Below are 21,067 nucleotides of genomic sequence, written 5' to 3'. Positions count from 1 at the left end.
TATCGCGGCAACCGATCTACTTTACCGCATCCCAATGACAGTTGGGTTTCCTAGCATAAATTTTTTGTGAGAATGTTGGGGAACGATCAACCCACTGACAAGGTCGCGACATCCTGTGGCAAGCCATCGACGAACACCTTCAGTTCACCCGGCGCGAAATGTGTCCATTCCTCGTTTGTCGTCAGCGGTTCAGTCACGATGATCGCGACCCGGTCATCGGGCGTCGTCACCTGCGAAAAGTCGACCGACAGGTCTTCGTCCGACAGGCAGGCCGTCACGAACGGGTGTTTGCGCACGACGTAGCACAGCTTGGTGGAGCAATGCGTGTACAGCGCCGTGCCATCGGACAGCATCATGTTGAAGGTGCCATGGGCGGCGATGCCGGGAATGATGCGCTCGAGTGCGCCAGCGAGCGCGGCGCGCGTGGGCGCCGTATCGCCGAACTCGCGGCGCAGGCTTTGCAGCAGGAAGCAGAAGGCCAGCTCGCTGTCGGTCGTGCCGACCGGCCGGAATGCGCCATCGAGCACGGGCGCGAACGCTTTGAGGTCGCCATTGTGGGCGAACACCCAATAGCGGCCCCACAATTCACGCACGAACGGATGACAGTTTTCCAGCGCCACCTGGCCGACGGTGGCCTTGCGGATATGGGCAATGACATTGGTGGACTTGATCGGGTAACGCTTGATCAGCTCGGCGATCGGCGAGGCGACTGCCGCCTGGTGATCGACGAAGTGGCGTACGCCGGTCCCTTCGAAGAACGCGATTCCCCAGCCATCGTGGTGGGTATCGGTGTGGCCGCCGCGGTGGGCGAAGCCGGTAAAAGAAAAGACAATGTCAGTGGGGACATTGCAGTTCATTCCAAGTAACTGGCACATGGTACAGCTTCGTAAGCTACTGAAATGAGAGCGCCATCACCTTGGCTGGCGATGGCGCGGCAGGTACTTCACCAGCGGCTTAATGCAGCACCACCGGTTGGCTCATCAGGGTGTCGTACTCGCCCAGGAACTCGTCGATTTCTTCCATCGTCGGTTCGCTGGCGATCAGGTTGTTGACATCGCGTCGGAACGATTGCGCGAGTCGGCCGCCGATGAACGCTTCGCGCCGGCCGGCCTTGTCGACGATCTCGAAGCCACCAAAGCGCAGTGCTTCGAGTTCACGGTCGACGCCGAATTCGACGACGCTGTACTGTTCACTGTTATAGATCATGTTCATGTTGACTCCTTCGATCAGAAAGTTGGTGCCAACCTGCCGGATGGCGGCGAATGGCAGGCTGTTCACTTCGATAAAGAGGTGGGGCTGGCCAGCTGGATTTCAAGTGAACGCACCCGTAAAACTCAGGCGTGCACGGTCGGTTCCAGGGCCAACAGCTGATCGTATGGCGGTGCTGCAAGCCACGATCGCAACTGATCAAGGTGTTCGCTGCTCGCCAGACCGATGAACAGGCGCCGAGGGCGTTGGCGCAGCAGACGATTCAATGTTACACGCAAAACCAGATTGCCGTCGCAGCACAGGCAGCCCGGCGCGATGCGCATGACCTGCAGGCCGGGACCCGTTTCGAGCGGTGTGGCCGCCACGCCCAGGCCTTCGAGGATGACAGCGTCGAACGGGATGGCGGGCGCCGGCAGGCGGCTTGCGGGAGAGGCTGGTCCGTCAGCGAGGCTGCTGACGGACGCAGGAAATGCAGACGCTGCATCGAATGGTGCGGCCAGGAGCGCCGCAATGGCCGCTTCGCGCGCCGCAGCCTTCGAACCGGTAACGAGACTGGTGGCCGCGCGGGCCATCAGCCCCCTTTCTTGGCCAGCTTGCCCGGCTCGACGCCCAGCTGCTTGAGCTTGCGGTACAAGTGGGTGCGCTCCAGGCCCGTCTTTTCGGCCACGCGCGTCATGCTGCCGCCTTCGCGGCCCAGATGGTGTTCGAAGTACATGCGCTCGAACGCGTCACGTGCTTCGCGCAGCGGCAGGTCGAACGACAGCGTGTAGCCGGTGCCCTCGCCCTGCGACATCGCATGCACCATGCGCGCACCATTGCCAAGGGCCGCGCCGGCGCCCGGCTGCGTATTGGCCGATGCGAACATCGGCGCCGATGGCGAGGCCGATGCGGATGCCGCGCCGCCGCCATCGAGCGCCATGCTTGGCACGCTCGGTGCGATCGGGCGCGGTGGCGCCATCGGCGCACGCGCGACTTCCTGCGCGCGGCTCAGGCCCTGCTGCACGGCCTTGAGCAGCTTTTGCAGCGCGATCGGTTTCTCGAGGAAGTTCAGCGCGCCGATACGCGTCGCTTCGACTGCGGTGTCGATGGTCGCGTGACCCGACATCATGATGACCGGCATGGTCAACAGGCCGTCGCGCTGCCATTCCTTGAGCAGCGTGACGCCATCGGTGTCAGGCATCCAGATATCGAGCAGCACGAGATCCGGGGCGCCGGCCGCGCGCGCCTCACGCGCTTGCTGCGCGTTCTCGGCCAGGGTGATGGCATGACCTTCGTCACCGAGAATCTCGGAGAGCAGCTCCCGGATTCCCATTTCATCGTCAACTACCAGTATGTTCGCCATCTCTTCTACCTTCCTGATCTTCTACCCGACGTGTGTGCAATTTTATAAGTTTTTTGCACTGAAGGGGAGTTCGAAAAACCATTACGAGCGGAGCCACGATCGGCCGGAAAACGCACTGTACTGACAAACACGGCGCAGTGTACTGCCAGGCGGTGCGATTGGCAGGGCAACACGCAGCCGCTTGTTCAGTTGTCCTTAAGCCAAGCTTGCTTCGGGAGCTAACTTTAACAGCAAAATCGACACTGCTGCGCCAGTTCCATCGCTGCGGTTCCCCACATCGATGCGGCCACCGTGTTCGTCGATGATTTTCTTGACCATCGGGAGCCCAAGACCCGTGCCGCGCGCCTTGGTCGTCACGTACGGCTCGAACGCGCGCGCCAGGATGCGGGGCGCGAAACCGGGCCCGTTGTCGACGATCGCCAAACGCACCGCAGTGCCGGCCAGGCCGCCGGCGCCCGTGTACTGGATCGCCTCGGTCGTGATGTCCACGCGCGGCGCCGGCGCATCCGGCCCTCGCTCGACCAGCGCATCCTGCGCGTTCTGGACCAGATTGTGGATCACCTGGCGCAACTGGGTCGCATCGCCCATCACGCGCGGCAGGTCGGGCGCGAGGTTCGCATGAATGATGTCGCTGCCGTCGTCGGCCAGGTACAGGCTGAGGATCTCGGCGATCAGGCCATTCAGGTCGAGCTGGTCGAGCATCGCCGGCGGCGTGCGCGCATAGTCGCGGAAGTCGTCGACCATGCGCTTCATCGCGTCGACCTGATTGACGATCGTGGTCGTGCCACGCTGGAGCAGGTCGGCCTGCGCCTGCGGCAGGTGCTCGGCCAGCTTCATCTGCATGCGCTCGGCCGCCAGCTGGATCGGCGTGAGCGGGTTCTTGATTTCGTGCGCCAGGCGGCGCGCCACCTCGCCCCAGGCCACCGAGCGCTGGGCCGTGATCACGTCCGAGATATCGTCGAACACGACGATGAAGCCGCTGTCGGCGCCCACCGGCAGGCGCGAGCCGCGCGCCAGCAGCACGATGTCGTGCTCCTGTTCGTCGGCAGCGCCGGTCTTGCGCTGGGCGTCGCGCGGGATCTCGATCTGCTGCTGCCAGTGCGCGCGCTTGCGGCGCTCGGCCGCCACGTGGGCGCTTTGCGCCGAGAACGAGCGCGTGACCGTGTTCGAAAAATGTTCGAGGCCGGCGATGCGGTTCAGCGGCCCGGCCATCGCGCCCGGCTCCACCTGCAGGATCCGGTACGCCGCATCGTTCGAGTTGACCACCACGCCTTCGGCATCGAGCACGATCACGCCGGCCGACATATTCGCCAGCACCGATTCCAGGTGGGCCTTGGCGCTTTGCAGCGCGGCGCGGTTACGCTCCACGGCGCTCCTGGCTTCGAACAGCTGGCCCGTCATCGCATTGAAGGATCGGGTCAAGGTGCCCAGTTCATCGTTGGTCTCGACGATCGGCCGGGGCGACAGGTCGCCCTCGGCCACCGCCTGCGTGCCTTCGGCCAGCACCAGCAGCGGCTGCGCGAGGTTGCCGGCAATGAGGAAGGCGCTGCCGATCGCCCCGAAGATCGCCAGCAGCAGCGTCAGGGTCAGGGTCACGATGTACATCTTGCGCAGGCCGGTGCGCGCTTCGAGGCGCAGCCGGTATTCGGTGGAGGCCGAACGCAGCACCTCGGCGTTCGACGCCAGGCCGACCGGCACCGCCTGCAGCAGTTGCAGGTAGCGCTGCTGCACGCCCGGCGGTTCGGGCACGGCCATCACGACACGCAGGCGCAGGCCGGTCACGGCATCAAGCGCATTCGAGGCCCCGTCTGCGGCCTCGTCGCCCGCATCGGCAGGGCCGACACCGCCCTCGGCCTGGGCATACCCGCCCGGCATCCCGGCGCTGCGCAGCATGCGTTCATTGGGTGCGTCGGCCGCCAGGTTGGCGCCGCGGTCTTCGGTGGCGGCGGACAGCACGGCGCCGTTGGCGTCGACCAGCATCACGCTTTGCAGGCCGCTGGTGTCAAGCAGCAGGCGCGCGAGTACCGGTTGCGCGGTCATGTCGCTCTGCCCTGCCAGCGTGGCGGCGGCAGTCTGCGCGGTGGCGCCCAGTTCGGACAGCGATTCGTCGAGCGCGGCGCGGCCCAGGTTCAGGCCCGATTCGATGGCCGATTCGATCTTGACGTCGAACCACGAGTCAATGGAGTGCGACACGAACTGGACCGACACGATGAAGATGACGAGACCGGGCAGGATGCCGATGCCGGCAAACAGCAGCACCAGCCGCGCCATGAGCCGGGAGCCGAACTTGCCGGCCTTGTAGCGGGAGTACAGGCGCCCCAGCGCCACGACCACGACGATCAGGAGCAGGAACGCCATCGCGGCGGTCAGGCCAAGGAGCCAGCTGTAGTAACGGCCGAAGAAGCCTGAGTTGTCGGATGCGCCGGCCAGCAGGAACAGCAGGATCGAGACGATGGCACCGCCAACGATCAGCGCATAGCGCACCCCACCGCTGATCACTTCACTCCGCACGGTAGGTGAACGTCTTTCGGCTGGAGGTCAGGCGCCAGTCCGAGTCGTTGAAGGCATTGACCTGCAACGGCTTTTGCAGGTACTCGCGGTCCATGAACATGCGCAGCGAGACTTCATAGACTTCGCCGGCCTTGAGCGTGCCCTTGGGCGCGATCAGCCAGCGCGTCGGGCGCCGGATCATGAACATCGCGTCTTCAAAGGTCTGGAAGCGTTCCTGGAACGACCCCACCACGACCACGTAATACTGGCGCGTGAGCACGTCGTACGAAATGCGGATGGTGCGTTTTAGCGAGACCGCCTTTTCGTCGCGCCAGTACCAGCGCGGGCGCGTGAGTTCGATCTCGGTGGTGAAGTGCAGCTGGACCCCGTGCTGGATCGCGTCCTTCAGGCCGTGGTTCAGCTCGAAGTTGTAGGCCGTGTTGAGGCGGTAGCCATCGTCGCTTGCTTCGATGGTTGCGCGGGTGATTTCGATGTCGTCGGCCGCCTGCGCCGGCGTGCCCATGGCAACGCACGCGATCGCCAGCAGAAACTGACAGGCGAGAAGGCGGAAAAATCGTAACGTCACGGGGGAGCCGGGGCCTTAAATAATGCGCGTAGTGAAAAGAACTTCACGCCGCTTTCTTCTGGAACAGGGCGTAGAACAAACCGTCATGATCCTGTCCGGCGCCACCGACGGGCAGCAGTTGGCCCGGCGCATCGAGGCGGACCGCGTCGTGGCGGGCCGCGAAGGCAGCCGCCTGCGCCTCCGATTCCTGGGGCCAGAGCGAACATGTCACGAATAGCAATTTACCATTCGGCAGCAGCATCTGCCAAAGGTTGTCGAGTATTTTGGCTGAAAGTGTTGCAAGTTGGGATGTATCCGACTTGCGGCGCAACCAGCGGATATCCGGGTGGCGGCGCACGATGCCCGACGCCGTGCACGGCACGTCGGCCAGGATGCGGTCGTATTGACGGCCATCCCACCAGTCGGTTGCGCCGGCATCGGCCGTCACGAGCTGCGCGGCCAAGCCCAGGCGGCCGAGATTGTCGCCCACCCGGCCAAGGCGCAGCGCATCGGTGTCGACGGCGGTGAGTTCGACGTTTGCCGTCTCGAGGATATGGCCGCTCTTGCCGCCAGGGGCTGCGCACGCGTCGAGCACGCGCATGCCATCCTGCAGGTCGAGCAGCGGCGCGGCCAGCTGGGCGCCGGCATCCTGCACCGACACCACACCCTCGGCAAAGCCGGGAATCTGGCTCACATTGATTGCCTGCGCCAGGCGCACCGCGTACGGCCCCACCTGCTCCGCGTCCAGGCCCGCATCCTGCAGCGACTGCAGGTAGGCGGCGACCTCTTGCCGGCGACGGTTCACGCGCAGCGTCAGTGGCGGATGTGCGTTGCCCGCGGCAAGCACGGCTTCCCAGTCGCGTGGGTACGCGGCGCGCGCCGTATCGATCCACCACTGCGGATAATTCCAGCGCGCCAGCGGTGTGCGCAGCGCTTCTTCGACCAGCGATTCACGCTCGCGCAGAAAGCGGCGCAGCACCGCATTGACCATCGCCTTGGCATGCGCAAAATCGGGATGCGCTGCCGCACCGGTGACGGCCTGGTCGACCACGGTGAATGCTTCGTACGGGGCCGGCGTGCCCTCGGGCGGGTCCAGCAGCGACAGCGCCGCGCACAGCAGCGCGCCCAGCATCGGCGGCTCGGGCGCCTTGCTCGTCATCAGGCCCAGCAGCGTTTCGCTGCGGCCCAGCTGGCGCATCGTGCGGTAGGCGATATCCTGGATTGCGCCGCGCGTTTGCGGCGTGACGTCGTAAGCGCCGAACACGATCGACAGCGCCTGCGGCAGCGCCATGCCGCCCTGCACGCGGGCGACGGCGCTGGCCGCGCCCAGAAGCGCAAGGGCCAGCGAGTCGGATTTGAGGTCGGGCTTGTAGTCGCGCTGCGGCGCAACTTTTACTTCATGACTGGCGCGCAGGCGCGGCTCTTCACGCGGCGCGCGCACGACGTGGTGCTTCAACTGATAGCCGGACGCCGCTGCCGGCTGGGCCGGTGCGCGTTCGCCTTGCCCCTGACTGCCCTGCCCTTGTCCCTGTGCGCGTGGTTGCGCGCGCTCGGCGGCCTGGGCCGGCTTGCGGCCTGCCGCGCCGGCGCCGCGCCGGTCGGACGCCGGCTTGGCCTTGGGTTTCAGGGAGAGCGTTGGACGCTTGTCAGTCATGGCGAATAAAATGTTGCGAAAATGGGCTCCCATTGTAACGGTTATGCCTTTGACGACGCTTAATATAGTGGCCGCTGTGGTTATCCTGATAGTGGGTGATACGCCGGCCGCTGGCGCCGCAGCCCGCCAAAGCGGCCCGTCAAGCTAGTATAATGTGCACTGTTTGCCTGACCTCCAGGCGCCGCCTCATTACATTTTCGACCATTCCCATGCTCGCCCAACAAAAACAACAAATCGTTGCCCTGTTCCAGGCCGCCCTCGCGCCGATCGTTGCCGGTACCGATCTAACCCCGAACGTGGTGCTCGAACGGCCGCGCGATCCGTCGCACGGCGACATCGCTTGCAATATCGCGATGCAGCTAGCCAAGCCACTCAAGACCAACCCGCGCGAACTGGCCACGCGCCTGGTCGCCGCACTGCTGGCCGAACCAGGCGCGCAGGGGCTGATCGACGCGGCCGACATAGCCGGCCCCGGCTTCATCAACCTGCGCGTGGCGGCCAGCGCCAAGCAATCGGTCGCGCGCAGCGTGCTCGAACAGGGCGCGGCATTCGGCAGCGGCACCAGCGGCGCCGGCCACCACGTGATCATCGAATTCGTCTCGGCCAACCCGACCGGGCCGCTGCACGTCGGTCACGGCCGTCAGGCCGCGCTGGGCGACGCGATGGCGTCGCTGTTTCTGTCGCAGGGTCACGACGTCACGCGCGAGTTCTATTACAACGATGCGGGCGTGCAGATCGCCACGCTGGCGAACTCGGTGCAGGCACGCGCGCGCGGCTTCAAGCCGGGCGACGCCGAATGGCCAGAATCGGCCTACAACGGCGACTACATCGCCGAGATCGCCGCCGACTTCCTGGCCAAAAAAACCGTCTCGGCCAGCGATGGCGAGCCGGCCACCGCCAGCGGCGACGTCGACGATCTCGAATCGATCCGCCGCTTCGCCGTGACCTACCTGCGCAATGAGCAGGACCAGGATCTGCAGGCCTTCGGCGTCAAGTTCGACAACTACTACCTCGAGTCGTCGCTGTACGCCGACGGCAAGGTCGACACCGCCGTCAAGACGCTGGTCGACTCGGGCAAGACCTACGAAGACGGCGGCGCGCTGTGGCTCAAGACCACCGACTACGGCGACGACAAGGACCGCGTGATGCGCAAGTCCGACGGCACCTATACGTACTTCGTGCCGGACGTGGCGTACCACATCCAGAAATTCCGCCGCGGCTTCGACCAGGCGATCAACATCCAGGGCAGTGACCACCACGGCACGATCGCGCGCGTGCGCGCCGGCCTGCAGGCCGTGGACATCGGCATCCCGCAAGGCTATCCCGACTACGTGCTGCACAAGATGGTCACCGTGATGAAGGACGGCGAAGAGGTCAAGATTTCCAAGCGCGCCGGCTCGTACGTCACCGTGCGCGACCTGATCGACTGGTCGGGCGCGGGCGATGTCACGCGTGGCCGCGACGCGGTGCGCTTCTTCCTCATCTCGCGCAAGGCCGACACCGAGTTCGTGTTCGACGTGAACGTCGCGCTCGAAACGAGCGACGAGAACCCGGTGTACTACGTCCAGTATGCCCACGCGCGCATCTGCTCGGCGCTGGCCAACTGGGGCGGCGATGTCGCTTCGCTCGCCAGCGTCGATCTGTCGCCGCTCACCTCGCCGAAGGAATTCGAACTGCTGGCCAAGCTGGCGTCGTACCCTGAAGTGCTCGAGCGCGCCTTGGCTGAACTGGGCCCGCACCAGGTCGCGTTCTACCTGCGCGAACTGGCCGGCGACCTGCACAGCTACTACTTCGCGCACAAGTGGCTGCTGGACGACGACGAGCCGCTCAAGCTGGCCCGCCTCGCGCTGGCCGCGGCCACGCGCCAGGTGCTGCGCAACGGCCTCGCGCTGATCGGCGTGTCGGCGCCGGACAAAATGTAATCACTGCATCCCACTGTCCAACCAGAAAGCGTCATGACCGCCATTCGATCCTTCTCGCCCCTCCGCCAGCGCGGCAGCACCCTGACGGGCATCATCATCGGCCTGATCATCGGGTTGGGCATCGCAGTGGCGGTCGCACTCGTGATCACCAAGGGCGCCTCGCCCTTTACCGATCGCTCCAACAAGATGGGCCGCCCGGCCGACCTCGAGCCGAGCCAGGCCAACGATCCGAACAAGCCGCTGTACGGCACCCGCACGCCAGTGCGCGAGACGCCCAAGCCGGCGCCAAGTGCACCGGCTGCCGCACCGGCAGTACCAGCCACACCCTCCGCCCCCGCCGCGCCAACTGCAGCGCCCGCAGACGCCGATCCACTGGGCGCTGCGATCGCCGGCATGCAGGCGCCGCGCCGCGCGCCAACCCCGGCGCCATCGCCAGCGCCCGTCAACACGGTCGCGGCGCCCGCGGCTGCCGCCGTCACCGACGGCTACATCTATTACCTGCAAGCGGGCGCGTTCCGTGAAATGTCGGACGCCGAAAACACCCGCGCCAAACTGGCCCTGCTGGGCTTCGAGGCTGCGATCACCGACCGCAGCACCGACAGCGGCGTGCTGCACCGCGTGCGCGTCGGCCCGTTCACGCAGGTCGAAGGCGTCAACCGCGCGCGTGCCAAGCTGCTCGACAGCGGCATCGACGTCGCCATCGTGCGCAACCAGCGCTGATCCGGCATGTCGCTGCCGGGCCAGCGCGTCTTCATCACCGGCGCCTCGAGCGGCATCGGCGCCGCGCTGGCGCGCGAATATGCCGCGCGCGGCGCGACGCTGGGCCTGCTCGGCCGGCGGCGCGACGCGCTCGACCAACTGCGTCAATCGCTGCCTGACGCTTCGCGCCACCAGGTGTATGCGGTCGACGTGCTCGATCGCGCGGCCCTCGCGTCCGCGGCGCAGGATTTCCTCACCGCGAACGGCGGCGCCGACATCGTCATCGCCTGCGCCGGCATTTCGCAGGGCACGCTGACCGAGCAGGCCGACGACCTGGCTGTGTTCGACGCCGTCTTCGCCACCAATATGAATGCCACGGTGGCGACGTTCGCACCGTTCATCGCCGCCATGAAAACCCAGTCGACGCCATGCCGCCTGGTCGGCATCGGCAGCGTGGCCGGCATTCGCGGCATGCGCGGCGCCGGTGCCTACTGCGCCAGCAAGGCCGCGCTGCACAGCTATTGCGAAGCGCTGCGCGTGGAACTGCGGCCGTCGAACATTCGCGTCGTGACCATCGCGCCCGGCTACATCGATACCCCCATGACCCGTGCCAACCGCTTCCCCATGCCCTTTTTGATGCCCCCCGAACGCTTTGCCACGCGGGCTGTCGCGGCGATCGCGCGCGGCGACAGTTACCGCGTGCTGCCGTGGCAGATGGGCGTCGTCGCCAAGCTGCTGCGCCTGATGCCCAACGCCCTGTTCGACCGTCTCTTTGCGCGCGCGCCGACCAAGCCGCGCCGGGAGCACCCATGAACGCTGCTTCCATTGCCGCGCTGTCACGCGCAGGCGTGGCCGTTGAAGTCGTCGCGCAGACCGGGTCGACCAACGCCGACCTGCTCGCGCGCGCCAGCACACTCGCCGCCCCGCTGCTGCTGATCGCCGAACATCAAAGCGCCGGCCGCGGGCGCGCCGGGCGCAGCTGGCTGTCGTCGCCCGAAGGCTCGCTGACGTTTTCGCTGGCCTGGCGCTTCGACGGCGGGCCGCAGGCGCTGCTTGGCCTGCCGCTGGCGGTGGGCGTGGCGCTGGCCGACACGCTTGGCACGCTGGGCCAGCAGGTGCAGCTGAAGTGGCCGAACGATGTCCTCAAGGATGGCGACAAACTGGCCGGCATCCTGATCGAAACCCAGTCCGCCCCTGGCGGCGGCACCTGGTGCGTGATCGGCATCGGCCTGAACCTGTTGATGCCCGATGAGATGGAAGCGCAGCTGGGCCGTAGCGCGGCCGGCATGCCATGGCTGGCGCGCATGGACCGTGACGCGCTGATGGCCGCGCTGCTCGACGGCCTTGCCGGCTGCCTGCGCGAATTTACCGCGCGCGGGTTTGCCGCCTTCAGCGCGCGCTGGAACCTGCGCCATGCATGGCAGGGCGAGACCGTCGTCCTGCTCGACGGCGGCGTCGTGCGGCACGAAGGCCGCGCGGCCGGTGTCGATGATAGCGGGCGCCTGCTGCTCGATACGGATGAAGGCCGCATCACCGTGATGGCCGGCGACGTCTCACTGCGGGTGAAAGCATGATGCTGCTGATCGATGCCGGCAATACCCGCGTCAAGTGGGCGCTGGCAGCCGAAGGCGCGGCGCCTGGCGCCTGGTCGGCCACTGGCGCGGTGGCGCATGCCGGGCTGGATGCATTGGCGTCCGACTGGGCCGGCGCCACGCGCGTGCTGGTGTCGAACGTGGCGGGGCCCGCGCTGGCCGAACGCATCGCGGCCCTGCTGCCGGCGCATGCGCAGGTAGAGTGGTTCGCGTCAACGCCGCAGCGCGCAGGCATCACCAACGGCTATCGCGAGCCGGCGCGGCTCGGGTGCGACCGCTTTGCCGCCGCCATCGGCGCGCGCGCGCTGGCCCCCGGCCAGGACCTGATCTTGGCCACCTGCGGCACCGCAACCACGGTCGACGCGGTACGCGCCAATGGCCACTTCATCGGCGGCATGATCCTGCCCGGGCTGGCCCTGATGGCCGCGAGCCTGGCGCGCAACACGGCGCAACTGCCACAGGTCGACGCCGGCGCATTGCCGCCGCTGTTTGGCGACAATACGCAGGATGCGATCCTGTCCGGCCTGCTCTCGGCGCAGGCGGGCGCGATCGAGCGCGCGGTTGCCGGCCTGGGCGGCGCCTTCTGCATCGTCTCGGGTGGCGCCGCGCCCCATATAGCGCCAGCCCTCAAGGTTGCGCACCAGGTGGTCGATAACATCGTACTGGTCGGCCTGCATGCAGCAGCCACCGGCTCGACGGGAGATATGCGGTGCTGAAATTCGTGTTCTGGGCGCTGCTGGGCGCCAATGGGGTCTTGCTGGCGTATGGCCAGGGCCTGCTCGGCCAGCCGGGTGATGGGGCGCGCGAGCCGGCGCGCCTGAAGAACCAGCTTGCGCCCGAACGCATGCAGCAGCTCACGCCAACGCAGGCCAGACAGGCTGCGGCGAGCGCTGCACCGGCGCCGCAAGCCGAAGTGGCTGAGCCCCTGCCCGAGCCAGCGCCAGCGCCAGTGCCAGTTGCGCGGGATCTGGTCGCCTGCATGCAGGCCGGCCCGTTCAGCACGGCCGATGCGCGCCGCTTCGAGGCCCGGGTCGCACGGCTTGGCCTCGCGCCGCGCCAGTCGCGCATCGAGATCCCGTACCAGGAAGTGACGAGCCGCCTCGTCTATCTGCCACCGAACGGCGGCCGCGAAGGCGCCCAGCGCCGTGTCGCCGAGCTCAGGGAACGGGGCGTGACCAACTTCTTTATCATGCAGAACGACACGTCGCCACTACGCTATGCGATTTCGCTCGGCGTGTTCAAGTCGGACGGTGCGGCGCAAAAGCTCGTAGCTGACCTGCAGCGCCAGGGCGTGCGCGGCGTGCGCATCCTGCCACGTGGACCACAAGTGACGCGCGCCGGCTACCAGTATCGCCAGATCGACGCTGGCGAGCGCGATCGCTTGACGGGCATCGCCGACGACTACAGCGGCGTCGACATCACCCGCTGCAGTTAAATCGCACACAGTCCATCAACGGCGCACCTGCGGGTGCGCTTTTTTTCGTCCATGTGTATTGCGCGGAGGTGAAAAAGTGTCGAATTTCTTTACACTAAGTTTTTTTAAGAAAATAAGGTTGTTTATAATCAATTAGTTGCTTAGCTGGCATAACTATTGCTACATACAAATTATTGTTTCTTAAATTAAAACCTCGAACTTGCCATGAAAAAACTGATCACCACTGCTTTGCTGACCACCCTGTGCACCATCTCTGCTGCAGCACTGGCCACCCCAATCGCCATGACCGGTGCGTTTGCATCGAGCGACCTGGCCAATAACAACTACAGCGCCGTGTTCAGTGGCAAATCGTTCCTGCCGACCGACTACACGGTCAACAGCCTGGCCTACTCGTTTTCGTTTCGTGACGATGGAGCGGATACGTTCATGACGTCGGCCCCCGTCTCCACCGGCAGCAGCATGACGGGCTGGCGGCCCCATACCGCGGTGAGCTTCGCACGTTATCTGACAAATTACGCGACGGTAAACCGCACGGGCCAGCAGGAAAGCGCTGCGCTGTCGATCGGCGACGTCGTTCTCGGCACGGGAAGCACCGCACTGACCGAATCGAGCAAAACCACCTCGAGCCCGCTCCATGCCAAGTATGAAGGCAAGGGTTGCTTCTACAACCACTGCTACGGTTTTTATACGAAGAGCTGGACCGATACAACGACCATCACCCGCGACTACACCGGCGCCTTCACGATCAGCGGCATCATCTCGAACCAGTCGATCATCGACGAACTGCTGCGCAGCGACCAGCTGACGCTGAATCTGAAAGTCGCGGGCGACCTGATCCTGACCAATTCACAGCTGCTGCTGGATTACACGGAAGTCGTGGCATCCGCCGAAGTGCCGGAGCCATCGAGCATCCTGCTGGCACTCGCCGGTCTGGCCGGTCTGGGCGCCGTGCGTCGCCGCAGCAAGCGCGCAACCGTATAAGACGGTTCGGAACGATCCGGCGAGGCGTCAGCGCCGCACGACGATCGGCTTCAATCCCAATGAAGCCGGCAGCGCGTCCATCGCCTCGATCGCCTCGGCGCGGGTCGGATACGGCCCGCCGTACAGGCGATTGAATGCCCCCACCTTCACCACTTCGAGCGTGCCCACGTCCACGCCGGCGCGCGCGATCTGGTCGCTGATCGCTTCGGCGGTACCGGTGCGGCCATACGCGCCAAGCTGGATGTAGTACTCGCCCGTCGTGGCGCGCGGCGCCGGCGCGGCTTGCACCGCGGGTGTCGCCGGCTCCACCAGGCGCACGACGGCGCCGCTGTCGGCCTGCACCCGGTCTTCGAGCATCAGCGCGGCGATGGCGGGCGGCGCCGATTGCGCCTGCGAGGTCGCTTCACGCCGCGCGGCGGCAATCTGCGCCGGATTGACGATCGGATCGCCCGGGAACAGGCGCTCGATCTCGACCTCGTGGCTGCCGTTGCCGAGCAGGCCCAGTTTCAGCGCGGCCGTGTACGACACGTCGATGATGCGCGTGGAATGGAACGGGCCGCGATCGTTGATGCGCACGACCACCGACTGGCCGCTTTCCAGGCTCGTCACGCGCACGTACGACGGAATCGGCAGCGTCGGGTGTGCACCCGTCATCTTGTACATGTCGTACAGCTCACCGGAGGCCGTGCGCTGGCCATGGAATTTCTTGCCATACCAGGTGCTGATGCCGCGCTGGGTCAACCGTTCATCGTTGCCCAGCGGCGTGTAGGTCTTGCCCAGCACCGTGTAGGGACGGCTGGTGAACTTGTTGAACGGTTCGGCCACGACGACCGCGTCGGGCGTCTCGAGCAGGCCGTCGGGCGGATTCTCGCCCGGGCCGTCATCCTTGTAATAACCGCCCCGCCCCGAATTGGCGGCAGGCAGCTTGGGCGCGGGGCCATGCTTGGCGGTGGGCTTGTGCGGCCACGGGAATGGCGACAGGCGTTTGTGTTCACCGGTACTGCTGCACGCCGTGACAAGAAAGGCAACCGCTACGACCGCCGGGATGTTTTTGCGAACGCCCATTGGCAGTCCTCCTGCTAGTTAAGTCTTCACCAGTTTACGGTGTCTTTGAATACTCATCAATATGCCGGCGCCAAGGCCGAGTGTGATAAAGGCAGTGCCGCCATAGCTCATGAAGGGCAGCGGCACCCCGACCACGGGCAGGATGCCCGCCACCATGCCCATGTTGACAAAGGCATAGGTAAAGAAAATCATCGAGATCGACCCGGCCAGCAGGCGCCCGAAGGTATTGGCCGCATTGGCCGCGATCATCAGGCCGCGCCCGATCAGCAGCAGGTACACGAACAGCAGGAACAGGTTGCCGATCAGGCCGAATTCTTCCGAATACACCGAGAACACGAAGTCGGTGGTCCGCTCGGGCACGAATTCCAGGTAACCCTGCGTGCCCTTCATATAGCCCTTGCCGCTCACGCCACCGGAGCCGATCGCAATGATCGACTGGATGATGTGAAAGCCCTTGCCCAGCGGGTCGGAGGTAGGATCGATCAGCGTCATCACCCGCTCGCGCTGGTAATCGTGCATCATCGACCAGCCCACCGGCAGGCTGGCCAGCCCCAGTACCGACACGGCGGCAATGGCCTTCCACGACAGGCCGGCCAGGAAGATCACGTACAACCCCGATGACGCCACCAGCAGCGACGTGCCCAGGTCGGGCTGCTTCATGATGAACGCGACCGGAATCATCAGGAGCGCCCCGGCGGCCAGGTAATTTTTCCAGCCGGCGACCTGGGCCCGGGTCTGGAAATACCAGGCCAGCATCAGGGGCACGCCGATCTTCATGATCTCGGACGGCTGGATGTCGATCACACCGATGTGCAGCCAGCGCCGCGCGCCCTTCTTGATCAGGCCAAACATGGCCACTGCGACCAGCAGCGCCACGCCGATGGTGTAGATCGGCACGGCCAGACGCATCAGCGTTTGCGGCGCGATGTTTGCGGCGATCCACATCACGGCAAACGACAGCAGGAAGTTACGGATCTGGTGCTCGACCCGGTCCGGGAAGTCGGCGCCGGCCGACGACATGGTGATCATGCTGATCGTGACCAGGACCGCGAGGATCAGCGTGAGCGGCAGGTCGAATACCGTGAAATAGGGGCGCAGGCGCCGCCGCAGCGAACGCCGTTCTGGAATATGGGCCATGGTTTACTCGGTTCGGGTGACGGCGGGTGCGCTGGCCGTCTGGAGCGGTGCGGTCACGGGCGCCGGCGCTGGTGCTGGTGCTTGTGCTGGCGCTGGTGCGGTCTTCTTGACGGTGACGGGGCGCTCGGCCTTTTTGGGTTCGGCCGGCGGCGCCGGGCGCTTGCCCAGGATGGCGTAATCGAGCACCTTGCGCGCGATCGGTGCGGCGATAGCCCCGCCAAAGCCGGCATTCTCAACGACCATCGCCAGCGCGATGCGCGGCTGCTCGGCCGGCGCAAACACGGTAAACAGCGCATTGTCGCGGTGACGTTCATCGATTGCGTTGGCATTGTATTTCTTGCCGCGCAGGCCAATCACCTGGGCGGTGCCGGTCTTGCCGCCGGCGGTGTACAGCGCGCCGGCAAAGGCTTTCTGGCCCGTGCCTTCGCGGATCACGCCCGCCATTGCATCCTTGATGAAGGCGATGTGCTCGGGCTTCATGGCCAGGCGCCGGGTTTCCTTCGGCACGGTGAGCGTGCGCTCGCGGGTGGCGCCGTCCTCGATCATCTTGACCAGGTGCGGCTTCATCACCACGCCATTGTTGGCCAGGATGGCGGTGGCATGCGCCAGCTGCAGCATCGTGTAGTTGTTGAAGCCCTGGCCGATCGCGACCGAAATGGTGTCGCCGCCGACCCACTTCTGGGCTGCCGGGTTGCGCTTGAAGCGCTCGGCCTTCCACTCTTTTGACGGCAGCACGCCGGTCTTTTCGTAATCGAGGTCGATCCCGGTGGGCTGGCCAAAGCCGAATTCGCGCATGAACTTCGAGATGTTATCGATCCCCATCTCGTTGGACAGCTGATAGTAATAGGTATCGCACGAGTGGGCGATCGAATGGTACATATTGACGATTCCGTGCCCGCCCGGCTTGTCATCGTTGAAGCGGTGCCCGCCCAACATGAAGAAACCGGGATCGCGGATCGCATCCTGCGGCCGGCGGAACCCCATCTCGAGCGCTGCCAGCGACATGAACGGCTTGAAGGTCGACCCGGGCGGATAGGTACCCGACAGCGGCCGGTTCATCAGCGGTTTGTCGAGCGAGGTATTGAGTTCGTTCCAGCTCTGCGAGTCGATACCATCGACGAACAGGTTCGGATCGAAGCCGGGGCGCGACACATACGCCAGCACGTCACCGGTGGCCGGCTCGATCGCCACCAGGGCGCCGCGCTGGTCGCCGAACGCTTCTTCGGCGATCTTCTGCAGTTCGATGTCGATCGACAGGATCAGGTTACTGCCCGGCGTGGGCGCCGTGCGGCGCAGCGTGCGAATGGCGCGCCCGCCAGCGGAGCGTTCGACCTGCTCGTAGCCGGTCTGGCCGTGCAGCTGGCGCTCGTAGCGCTTCTCGACGCCTTCCTTACCCATGTGGTCGGTGCCGTTGTAGTTGGCGGCGTCGTCGCCCTCTTCCAGCGCGTCGGCTTCCTTCTGGTTGATGCGGCCGATATAGCCGATCACGTGCGAGGCCACCTCGCCCATCGGATACTGGCGAAACAGGCGCGCCTGCACTTCGACGCCGGGAAAGCGGAAGCGCTGGGCGGTGAAGCGCGCCACTTCGTCATCGGTCAGGCGCGTGCGCAGCGGGACGCTGGCAAAGCTGCGCGACTCTTCCAGCAAGCGCTTGAAGCGGCGCCGGTCGCGTGGCTCGATCTGCACCAGCTTGGCCAGTTCGTCGATCACCGATTCCATGTTCGCCTGCAGCTTCGACGGTGTCAGTTCAAGCGTGTAGGCCGAATAGTTACGCGCCAGGACCACGCCGTTGCGGTCGACGATCAGGCCGCGGTTGGGCACGATCGGCACCAGCGCGATGCGGTTGTCCTCGGCCTGGGCCGCGTATTGGTCGTGGTGCAGCACCTGCAGCCACACGACGCGCGCGACCAGCAGGCCAAAGCAAATGAAGACCAGGGCGATCAGCACCGTCAGGCGCATCCGGAACTGGTGGATCTCGCGATCGCTGTCTTTGAATTCGGTCATGCGCTTATTGGTCGATTCAGGTCGTCAGATCGGACGGGTATGGTCGCGGTCGACCGCGCGGCGCTGGGGCGCCAGCAGCAGCCAGGTGATCACGGGCCACAGGATCACCGCCACCACGCTCTCGATGAACTGCAGCAGGCCCGGGAAGCGGCCGGAGACGATGAAATGCACGATCAGCTGGATCGCCTGCGCCATCAGCAGCAGCGGGAACACGTGCATGGCCTGGGTGAGTGTCGGGAACCACAGCACGCGGCGGTGGATCATGATGGCGAAGTACGACAGCAGCGTATAGGCCAGCGCATTCTCGCCCAGGAGGCTCGCATCGTGCACGTCCATCAGGAGGCCCATGCAGAAGGCGACGCCGATGCCGACCTTGCGCGGCTGGTGGATGCCCCAGAAGACGAGCACCAGTGCGACGAAGTCGGGCGCGCCGAGCCAGCGGCCCCACGGCATCAGGTTGAGCATGAAGGCGCACACCAGGCTGAACGTGATGAACAGCGGGCTGACGGGCAGCAGGATGTAATGCGGGCGGTTACCTGGCATGGTCGCTTATCGGGTTGGTGACGGTGCTGACGGCGCAGGTACGACTGGCGTCGGTGCAGGCTGCGCCCGGACCGCCGGCGTAGTAGCGGCGCGTGTCGTTGTAGCCGGCACAGGTGTGGACAGCGTCGTTGCTGGTGCGGCGCCCGGGGTGACCGGCGTCGCTGGCGCAACCGGCGACTGCACGGCCGCCGGCGCGCCAGCGGCCGGCAACGGGGACGCGGGCAACGGCGGCGTCGGCACCGGCGCCATCGCCGGCAGCTTGCGGCGGTTGCCGGTTGGCGGCGTTTCCTGCGGCGGGCGCGCCGGCAAGGCGTGGTTCGACATGATCACGAGCACCTGGCGGTTGCGGTCGATGCCGGCCAGCGGCAGGCCAACGACACGGCCGAACGAGCCGGTCGCTTTTTCGACCTGCGTCACGCGCGCCACGGCCAGGCCGGCCGGGTACATGCCGTCCAGGCCCGACGTGACCAGCACGTCGCCGACCTGGATGTCGGCATCCTGGGCCACGAAGCGCAGATCGAGCTGGCCGGAGTGCCCGCGGCCGTACACGATGCTGCGCAAACCGCTGCGCAGCACCTGGACGGGAATGGCCTGGTCCTTGTCGGTCAGGAGCGTCACTTCGGACGTGAACGGGAACACGCGCGTGACCTGCCCCACCACGCCGGCATGATCGATCACCGGCAGGCCGGGCGTGACGTCGTCACGCGAGCCGCGGTTGATGACGATGCGGCGCGTCGACGGATCGCGCGCGTCGTACAGGATTTCGGCCATCTGCGATTGCACGGGCAGTTGCTGCTTGCCGTCCATCAGGCGCCGCAGGTGGATGTTCTCGGCCATCTGGAACTGCGCCTGCTGCAGCAGGCGGGCCTGGGCCAGCTCCTGGTTCTTCAGCGCCTGGACCTGCTTTTGCAGCGTGGAGACCGACGAGAAATAGACGCCCATATTGCCCACCGCATCGCGCGGCAGCATGGCGGCCATCTGCATCGGGTACAGCACGGTCGCGGCGACCGTACGCACGCCGGCAAGAAGCCCCATGCGGGCGTCGACCACCAGCAGAACGATCGCGATCAGCGCGAACACCGTCACCTTGACACGCGCGGGCGCGCCTTGTTTGAACAGCGGCGGAGGACTATATTCCATGAGCTCTGGTGGTGGTAACGCGGGAGTTCATATCAAGACGGGCAGTCGCGCGCAGCTTGTGACTGCACGCCCTGCCCGTCCTGGAAGACCACGTGCGGCTTATTCGTACGAGAAGATGGAACCGAGCTTGTCCATCCGTTCCAGCGCCATGCCCGAGCCGCGCACCACGCAGGTCAGCGGGTCTTCGGCCACCAGCACCGGCAGGCCGGTTTCTTCCATCAGCAGGCGATCCAGGTCGCGCAGCAGCGCGCCGCCGCCGGTGAGCATCATGCCCTTTTCGGCGATGTCGGCGCCCAGTTCTGGCGGGGCCTGTTCCAGCGCGTTCTTGACCGCCGAGACGATCTGGTTCAGCGGGTCGGTCAGCGCTTCGAGAATCTCGTTGCTCGAAATGGTAAACGAGCGCGGGATGCCTTCGGACAGGTTGCGGCCCTTGACTTCCATCTCCTTGACTTCCGAACCCGGGAACGCCGAGCCGATCGCCTTCTTGATCGCTTCGGCCGTCTGTTCGCCGATCAGCATGCCGTAGTTACGGCGGATGTAGTTGACGATGGCTTCGTCGAACTTGTCGCCGCCCACGCGCACCGAGCCCTTGTAGACCATGCCGCCCAGCGAGATGATGCCCACTTCGGTGGTGCCGCCGCCGATGTCGACGACCATCGAGCCGGTTGCTTCCGACACCGGCAGGCCGGCGCCGATGGCCGCGGCCATTGGCTCTTCGATCAGGTACACCTGCGAGGCGCCGGCGCCAAGCGCCGATTCACGGATCGCGCGGCGCTCGACCTGGGTCGAACCGCATGGCACGCAGATGATGATGCGTGGCGACGGGCGGAAAAATTTGGACTCGTGCACCATGCGGATGAACTGCTTGAGCATCTGTTCGGTGACGGTGAAGTCGGCGATCACGCCATCCTTCATCGGGCGGATCGCCTCGATATTGCCCGGCACCTTGCCCAGCATCTGCTTGGCTTCCTTGCCGACCGCCTGGATCGTCTTCTTGCCATTTGGCCCGCCCTGCTGGCGGATCGCGACGACCGACGGCTCGTCCAGCACGATACCCAGGCCGCGCACATAAATCAGCGTGTTGGCGGTACCGAGGTCAATGGCGAGGTCGTTCGAGAAATAGCTGCGTAAAAAACCAAACATGGGTGTCCTGATGCGCATCAATGTGCGCCTAAACATTGATCGGGGATTCTGTGCCGCACCTGCCAACCGAGGGCACCGCGGACTTTCATTGCGCGGGAGCCATAGCTTTCGGCACGACAACGCATTAGCCCGCCATTCTACCTTAT

General features: G+C 65.5%; 20 protein-coding genes. 7 read left to right on the top strand and 13 right to left on the bottom strand.

The genetic code is table 11. The features are described from left to right. Positions 1-86: 86 nt before the first annotated feature. From HD842_RS20305 to rsmB, 7 genes are all read right to left on the bottom strand, one after another. Positions 87-875, bottom strand: coding sequence for a class II glutamine amidotransferase (locus HD842_RS20305; RefSeq protein WP_183556712.1), 789 nt, complete (start codon positions 873-875; stop codon positions 87-89). A gap of 79 nt (positions 876-954) precedes the next feature. Beyond that, positions 955-1,212 carry a BTH_I0359 family protein gene (locus HD842_RS20300; RefSeq protein WP_183556710.1) on the bottom strand — a complete coding sequence of 86 codons (258 nt, stop codon included), beginning with the start codon at positions 1,210-1,212 and terminating at the stop codon, positions 955-957. Between the two features lie 122 nt (positions 1,213-1,334). Further along, positions 1,335-1,781, bottom strand: a complete 447-nt coding sequence (locus HD842_RS20295; RefSeq protein WP_183556708.1) for a GTPase — start codon at positions 1,779-1,781, stop codon at positions 1,335-1,337. After that, complete coding sequence (locus HD842_RS20290) at positions 1,781-2,551, bottom strand: response regulator (protein ID WP_183556706.1); 771 nt, start codon at positions 2,549-2,551, stop codon at positions 1,781-1,783. Before HD842_RS20290 ends, HD842_RS20295 begins: the two co-directional genes overlap by 1 nt. 195 nt (positions 2,552-2,746) lie before the next feature. Next, on the bottom strand, positions 2,747-5,062 hold the full coding sequence (locus HD842_RS20285; RefSeq protein WP_370660863.1) for a sensor histidine kinase: 2,316 nt from the start codon (positions 5,060-5,062) through the stop codon (positions 2,747-2,749). Further along, positions 5,052-5,627 carry a DUF4390 domain-containing protein gene (locus HD842_RS20280; RefSeq protein ID WP_183556704.1) on the bottom strand — a complete coding sequence of 192 codons (576 nt, stop codon included), beginning with the start codon at positions 5,625-5,627 and terminating at the stop codon, positions 5,052-5,054. Before HD842_RS20280 ends, HD842_RS20285 begins: the two co-directional genes overlap by 11 nt. Before the next feature lie 43 nt (positions 5,628-5,670). Next, complete coding sequence (gene rsmB, locus HD842_RS20275; RefSeq protein WP_229424864.1) at positions 5,671-7,260, bottom strand: 16S rRNA (cytosine(967)-C(5))-methyltransferase RsmB; 1,590 nt, start codon at positions 7,258-7,260, stop codon at positions 5,671-5,673. Positions 7,261-7,469: 209 nt separating this feature from the next. Between rsmB and argS the strand changes: the two genes are divergently transcribed. The 7 genes from argS (at position 7,470) to HD842_RS20240 (ending at position 13,889) form a co-directional block, all read left to right on the top strand. Beyond that, the gene (gene argS / locus HD842_RS20270) at positions 7,470-9,182 is read left to right on the top strand and encodes an arginine--tRNA ligase (protein ID WP_183556702.1); all 1,713 of its coding nucleotides are present in this window, start codon (positions 7,470-7,472) and stop codon (positions 9,180-9,182) included. 33 nt (positions 9,183-9,215) lie between these two features. Then, complete coding sequence (locus HD842_RS20265; protein ID WP_183556700.1) at positions 9,216-9,902, top strand: SPOR domain-containing protein; 687 nt, start codon at positions 9,216-9,218, stop codon at positions 9,900-9,902. Positions 9,903-9,908: 6 nt separating this feature from the next. Next, positions 9,909-10,694: an SDR family oxidoreductase gene (locus tag HD842_RS20260; protein ID WP_183556698.1), complete on the top strand. Its 786-nt coding sequence runs from the start codon at positions 9,909-9,911 to the stop codon at positions 10,692-10,694. Then, the gene (locus HD842_RS20255) at positions 10,691-11,455 is read left to right on the top strand and encodes a biotin--[acetyl-CoA-carboxylase] ligase (RefSeq protein WP_183556696.1); all 765 of its coding nucleotides are present in this window, start codon (positions 10,691-10,693) and stop codon (positions 11,453-11,455) included. The genes HD842_RS20260 and HD842_RS20255 overlap by 4 nt, the downstream gene beginning before the upstream one ends. Next, on the top strand, positions 11,452-12,189 hold the full coding sequence (locus HD842_RS20250) for a type III pantothenate kinase (RefSeq protein ID WP_183556694.1): 738 nt from the start codon (positions 11,452-11,454) through the stop codon (positions 12,187-12,189). Before HD842_RS20255 ends, HD842_RS20250 begins: the two co-directional genes overlap by 4 nt. Beyond that, positions 12,183-12,908, top strand: a complete 726-nt coding sequence (locus HD842_RS20245; protein ID WP_183556692.1) for an SPOR domain-containing protein — start codon at positions 12,183-12,185, stop codon at positions 12,906-12,908. The genes HD842_RS20250 and HD842_RS20245 overlap by 7 nt, the downstream gene beginning before the upstream one ends. A gap of 204 nt (positions 12,909-13,112) precedes the next feature. Beyond that, positions 13,113-13,889 carry a PEP-CTERM sorting domain-containing protein gene (locus tag HD842_RS20240; protein WP_183556690.1) on the top strand — a complete coding sequence of 259 codons (777 nt, stop codon included), beginning with the start codon at positions 13,113-13,115 and terminating at the stop codon, positions 13,887-13,889. Positions 13,890-13,916: 27 nt separating this feature from the next. Here the strand turns inward: HD842_RS20240 and HD842_RS20235 are convergent, their stop codons facing one another. From HD842_RS20235 to HD842_RS20210, 6 genes are all read right to left on the bottom strand, one after another. After that, positions 13,917-14,954 carry a septal ring lytic transglycosylase RlpA family protein gene (locus HD842_RS20235; protein ID WP_183556688.1) on the bottom strand — a complete coding sequence of 346 codons (1,038 nt, stop codon included), beginning with the start codon at positions 14,952-14,954 and terminating at the stop codon, positions 13,917-13,919. A gap of 18 nt (positions 14,955-14,972) precedes the next feature. After that, a complete protein-coding gene (gene rodA, locus HD842_RS20230) occupies positions 14,973-16,091 on the bottom strand; it encodes a rod shape-determining protein RodA (RefSeq protein WP_183556686.1) in 1,119 nt (372 codons plus the stop codon). Between the two features lie 3 nt (positions 16,092-16,094). Next, positions 16,095-18,095: a penicillin-binding protein 2 gene (mrdA, locus tag HD842_RS20225; RefSeq protein ID WP_183556684.1), complete on the bottom strand. Its 2,001-nt coding sequence runs from the start codon at positions 18,093-18,095 to the stop codon at positions 16,095-16,097. Positions 18,096-18,119: 24 nt separating this feature from the next. Then, positions 18,120-18,638, bottom strand: a complete 519-nt coding sequence (gene mreD, locus HD842_RS20220) for a rod shape-determining protein MreD (RefSeq protein WP_183556682.1) — start codon at positions 18,636-18,638, stop codon at positions 18,120-18,122. A gap of 6 nt (positions 18,639-18,644) precedes the next feature. Continuing rightward, positions 18,645-19,778, bottom strand: coding sequence for a rod shape-determining protein MreC (gene mreC, locus HD842_RS20215; protein WP_183556680.1), 1,134 nt, complete (start codon positions 19,776-19,778; stop codon positions 18,645-18,647). Between the two features lie 99 nt (positions 19,779-19,877). Then, the gene (locus tag HD842_RS20210) at positions 19,878-20,921 is read right to left on the bottom strand and encodes a rod shape-determining protein (RefSeq protein ID WP_183556678.1); all 1,044 of its coding nucleotides are present in this window, start codon (positions 20,919-20,921) and stop codon (positions 19,878-19,880) included. Positions 20,922-21,067 lie beyond the last annotated feature (146 nt).

The sequence above is a fragment of the Massilia aurea genome (assembly GCF_014200505.1).
GTDB lineage: Bacteria > Pseudomonadota > Gammaproteobacteria > Burkholderiales > Burkholderiaceae_D > Telluria > Telluria aurea_B.
Note: the sequence above shows the minus strand (reverse complement) of the source record. Positions and strands in the feature narration are given on the sequence as shown.

Coding starts and splice junctions, on each gene's coding strand:
- HD842_RS20305 (WP_183556712.1), bottom strand. CDS start 875: ATGTGCCAGTTACTTGGAATGAACTGCAATGTCCCCACTGACATTGTC.
- HD842_RS20300 (WP_183556710.1), bottom strand. CDS start 1,212: ATGAACATGATCTATAACAGTGAACAGTACAGCGTCGTCGAATTCGGC.
- HD842_RS20295 (WP_183556708.1), bottom strand. CDS start 1,781: ATGGCCCGCGCGGCCACCAGTCTCGTTACCGGTTCGAAGGCTGCGGCG.
- HD842_RS20290 (WP_183556706.1), bottom strand. CDS start 2,551: ATGGCGAACATACTGGTAGTTGACGATGAAATGGGAATCCGGGAGCTG.
- rsmB (WP_229424864.1), bottom strand. CDS start 7,260: ATGACTGACAAGCGTCCAACGCTCTCCCTGAAACCCAAGGCCAAGCCG.
- argS (WP_183556702.1), top strand. CDS start 7,470: ATGCTCGCCCAACAAAAACAACAAATCGTTGCCCTGTTCCAGGCCGCC.
- HD842_RS20265 (WP_183556700.1), top strand. CDS start 9,216: ATGACCGCCATTCGATCCTTCTCGCCCCTCCGCCAGCGCGGCAGCACC.
- HD842_RS20260 (WP_183556698.1), top strand. CDS start 9,909: ATGTCGCTGCCGGGCCAGCGCGTCTTCATCACCGGCGCCTCGAGCGGC.
- HD842_RS20255 (WP_183556696.1), top strand. CDS start 10,691: ATGAACGCTGCTTCCATTGCCGCGCTGTCACGCGCAGGCGTGGCCGTT.
- HD842_RS20250 (WP_183556694.1), top strand. CDS start 11,452: ATGATGCTGCTGATCGATGCCGGCAATACCCGCGTCAAGTGGGCGCTG.
- HD842_RS20240 (WP_183556690.1), top strand. CDS start 13,113: ATGAAAAAACTGATCACCACTGCTTTGCTGACCACCCTGTGCACCATC.
- HD842_RS20235 (WP_183556688.1), bottom strand. CDS start 14,954: ATGGGCGTTCGCAAAAACATCCCGGCGGTCGTAGCGGTTGCCTTTCTT.
- rodA (WP_183556686.1), bottom strand. CDS start 16,091: ATGGCCCATATTCCAGAACGGCGTTCGCTGCGGCGGCGCCTGCGCCCC.
- mrdA (WP_183556684.1), bottom strand. CDS start 18,095: ATGACCGAATTCAAAGACAGCGATCGCGAGATCCACCAGTTCCGGATG.
- mreD (WP_183556682.1), bottom strand. CDS start 18,638: ATGCCAGGTAACCGCCCGCATTACATCCTGCTGCCCGTCAGCCCGCTG.
- mreC (WP_183556680.1), bottom strand. CDS start 19,778: ATGGAATATAGTCCTCCGCCGCTGTTCAAACAAGGCGCGCCCGCGCGT.
- HD842_RS20210 (WP_183556678.1), bottom strand. CDS start 20,921: ATGTTTGGTTTTTTACGCAGCTATTTCTCGAACGACCTCGCCATTGAC.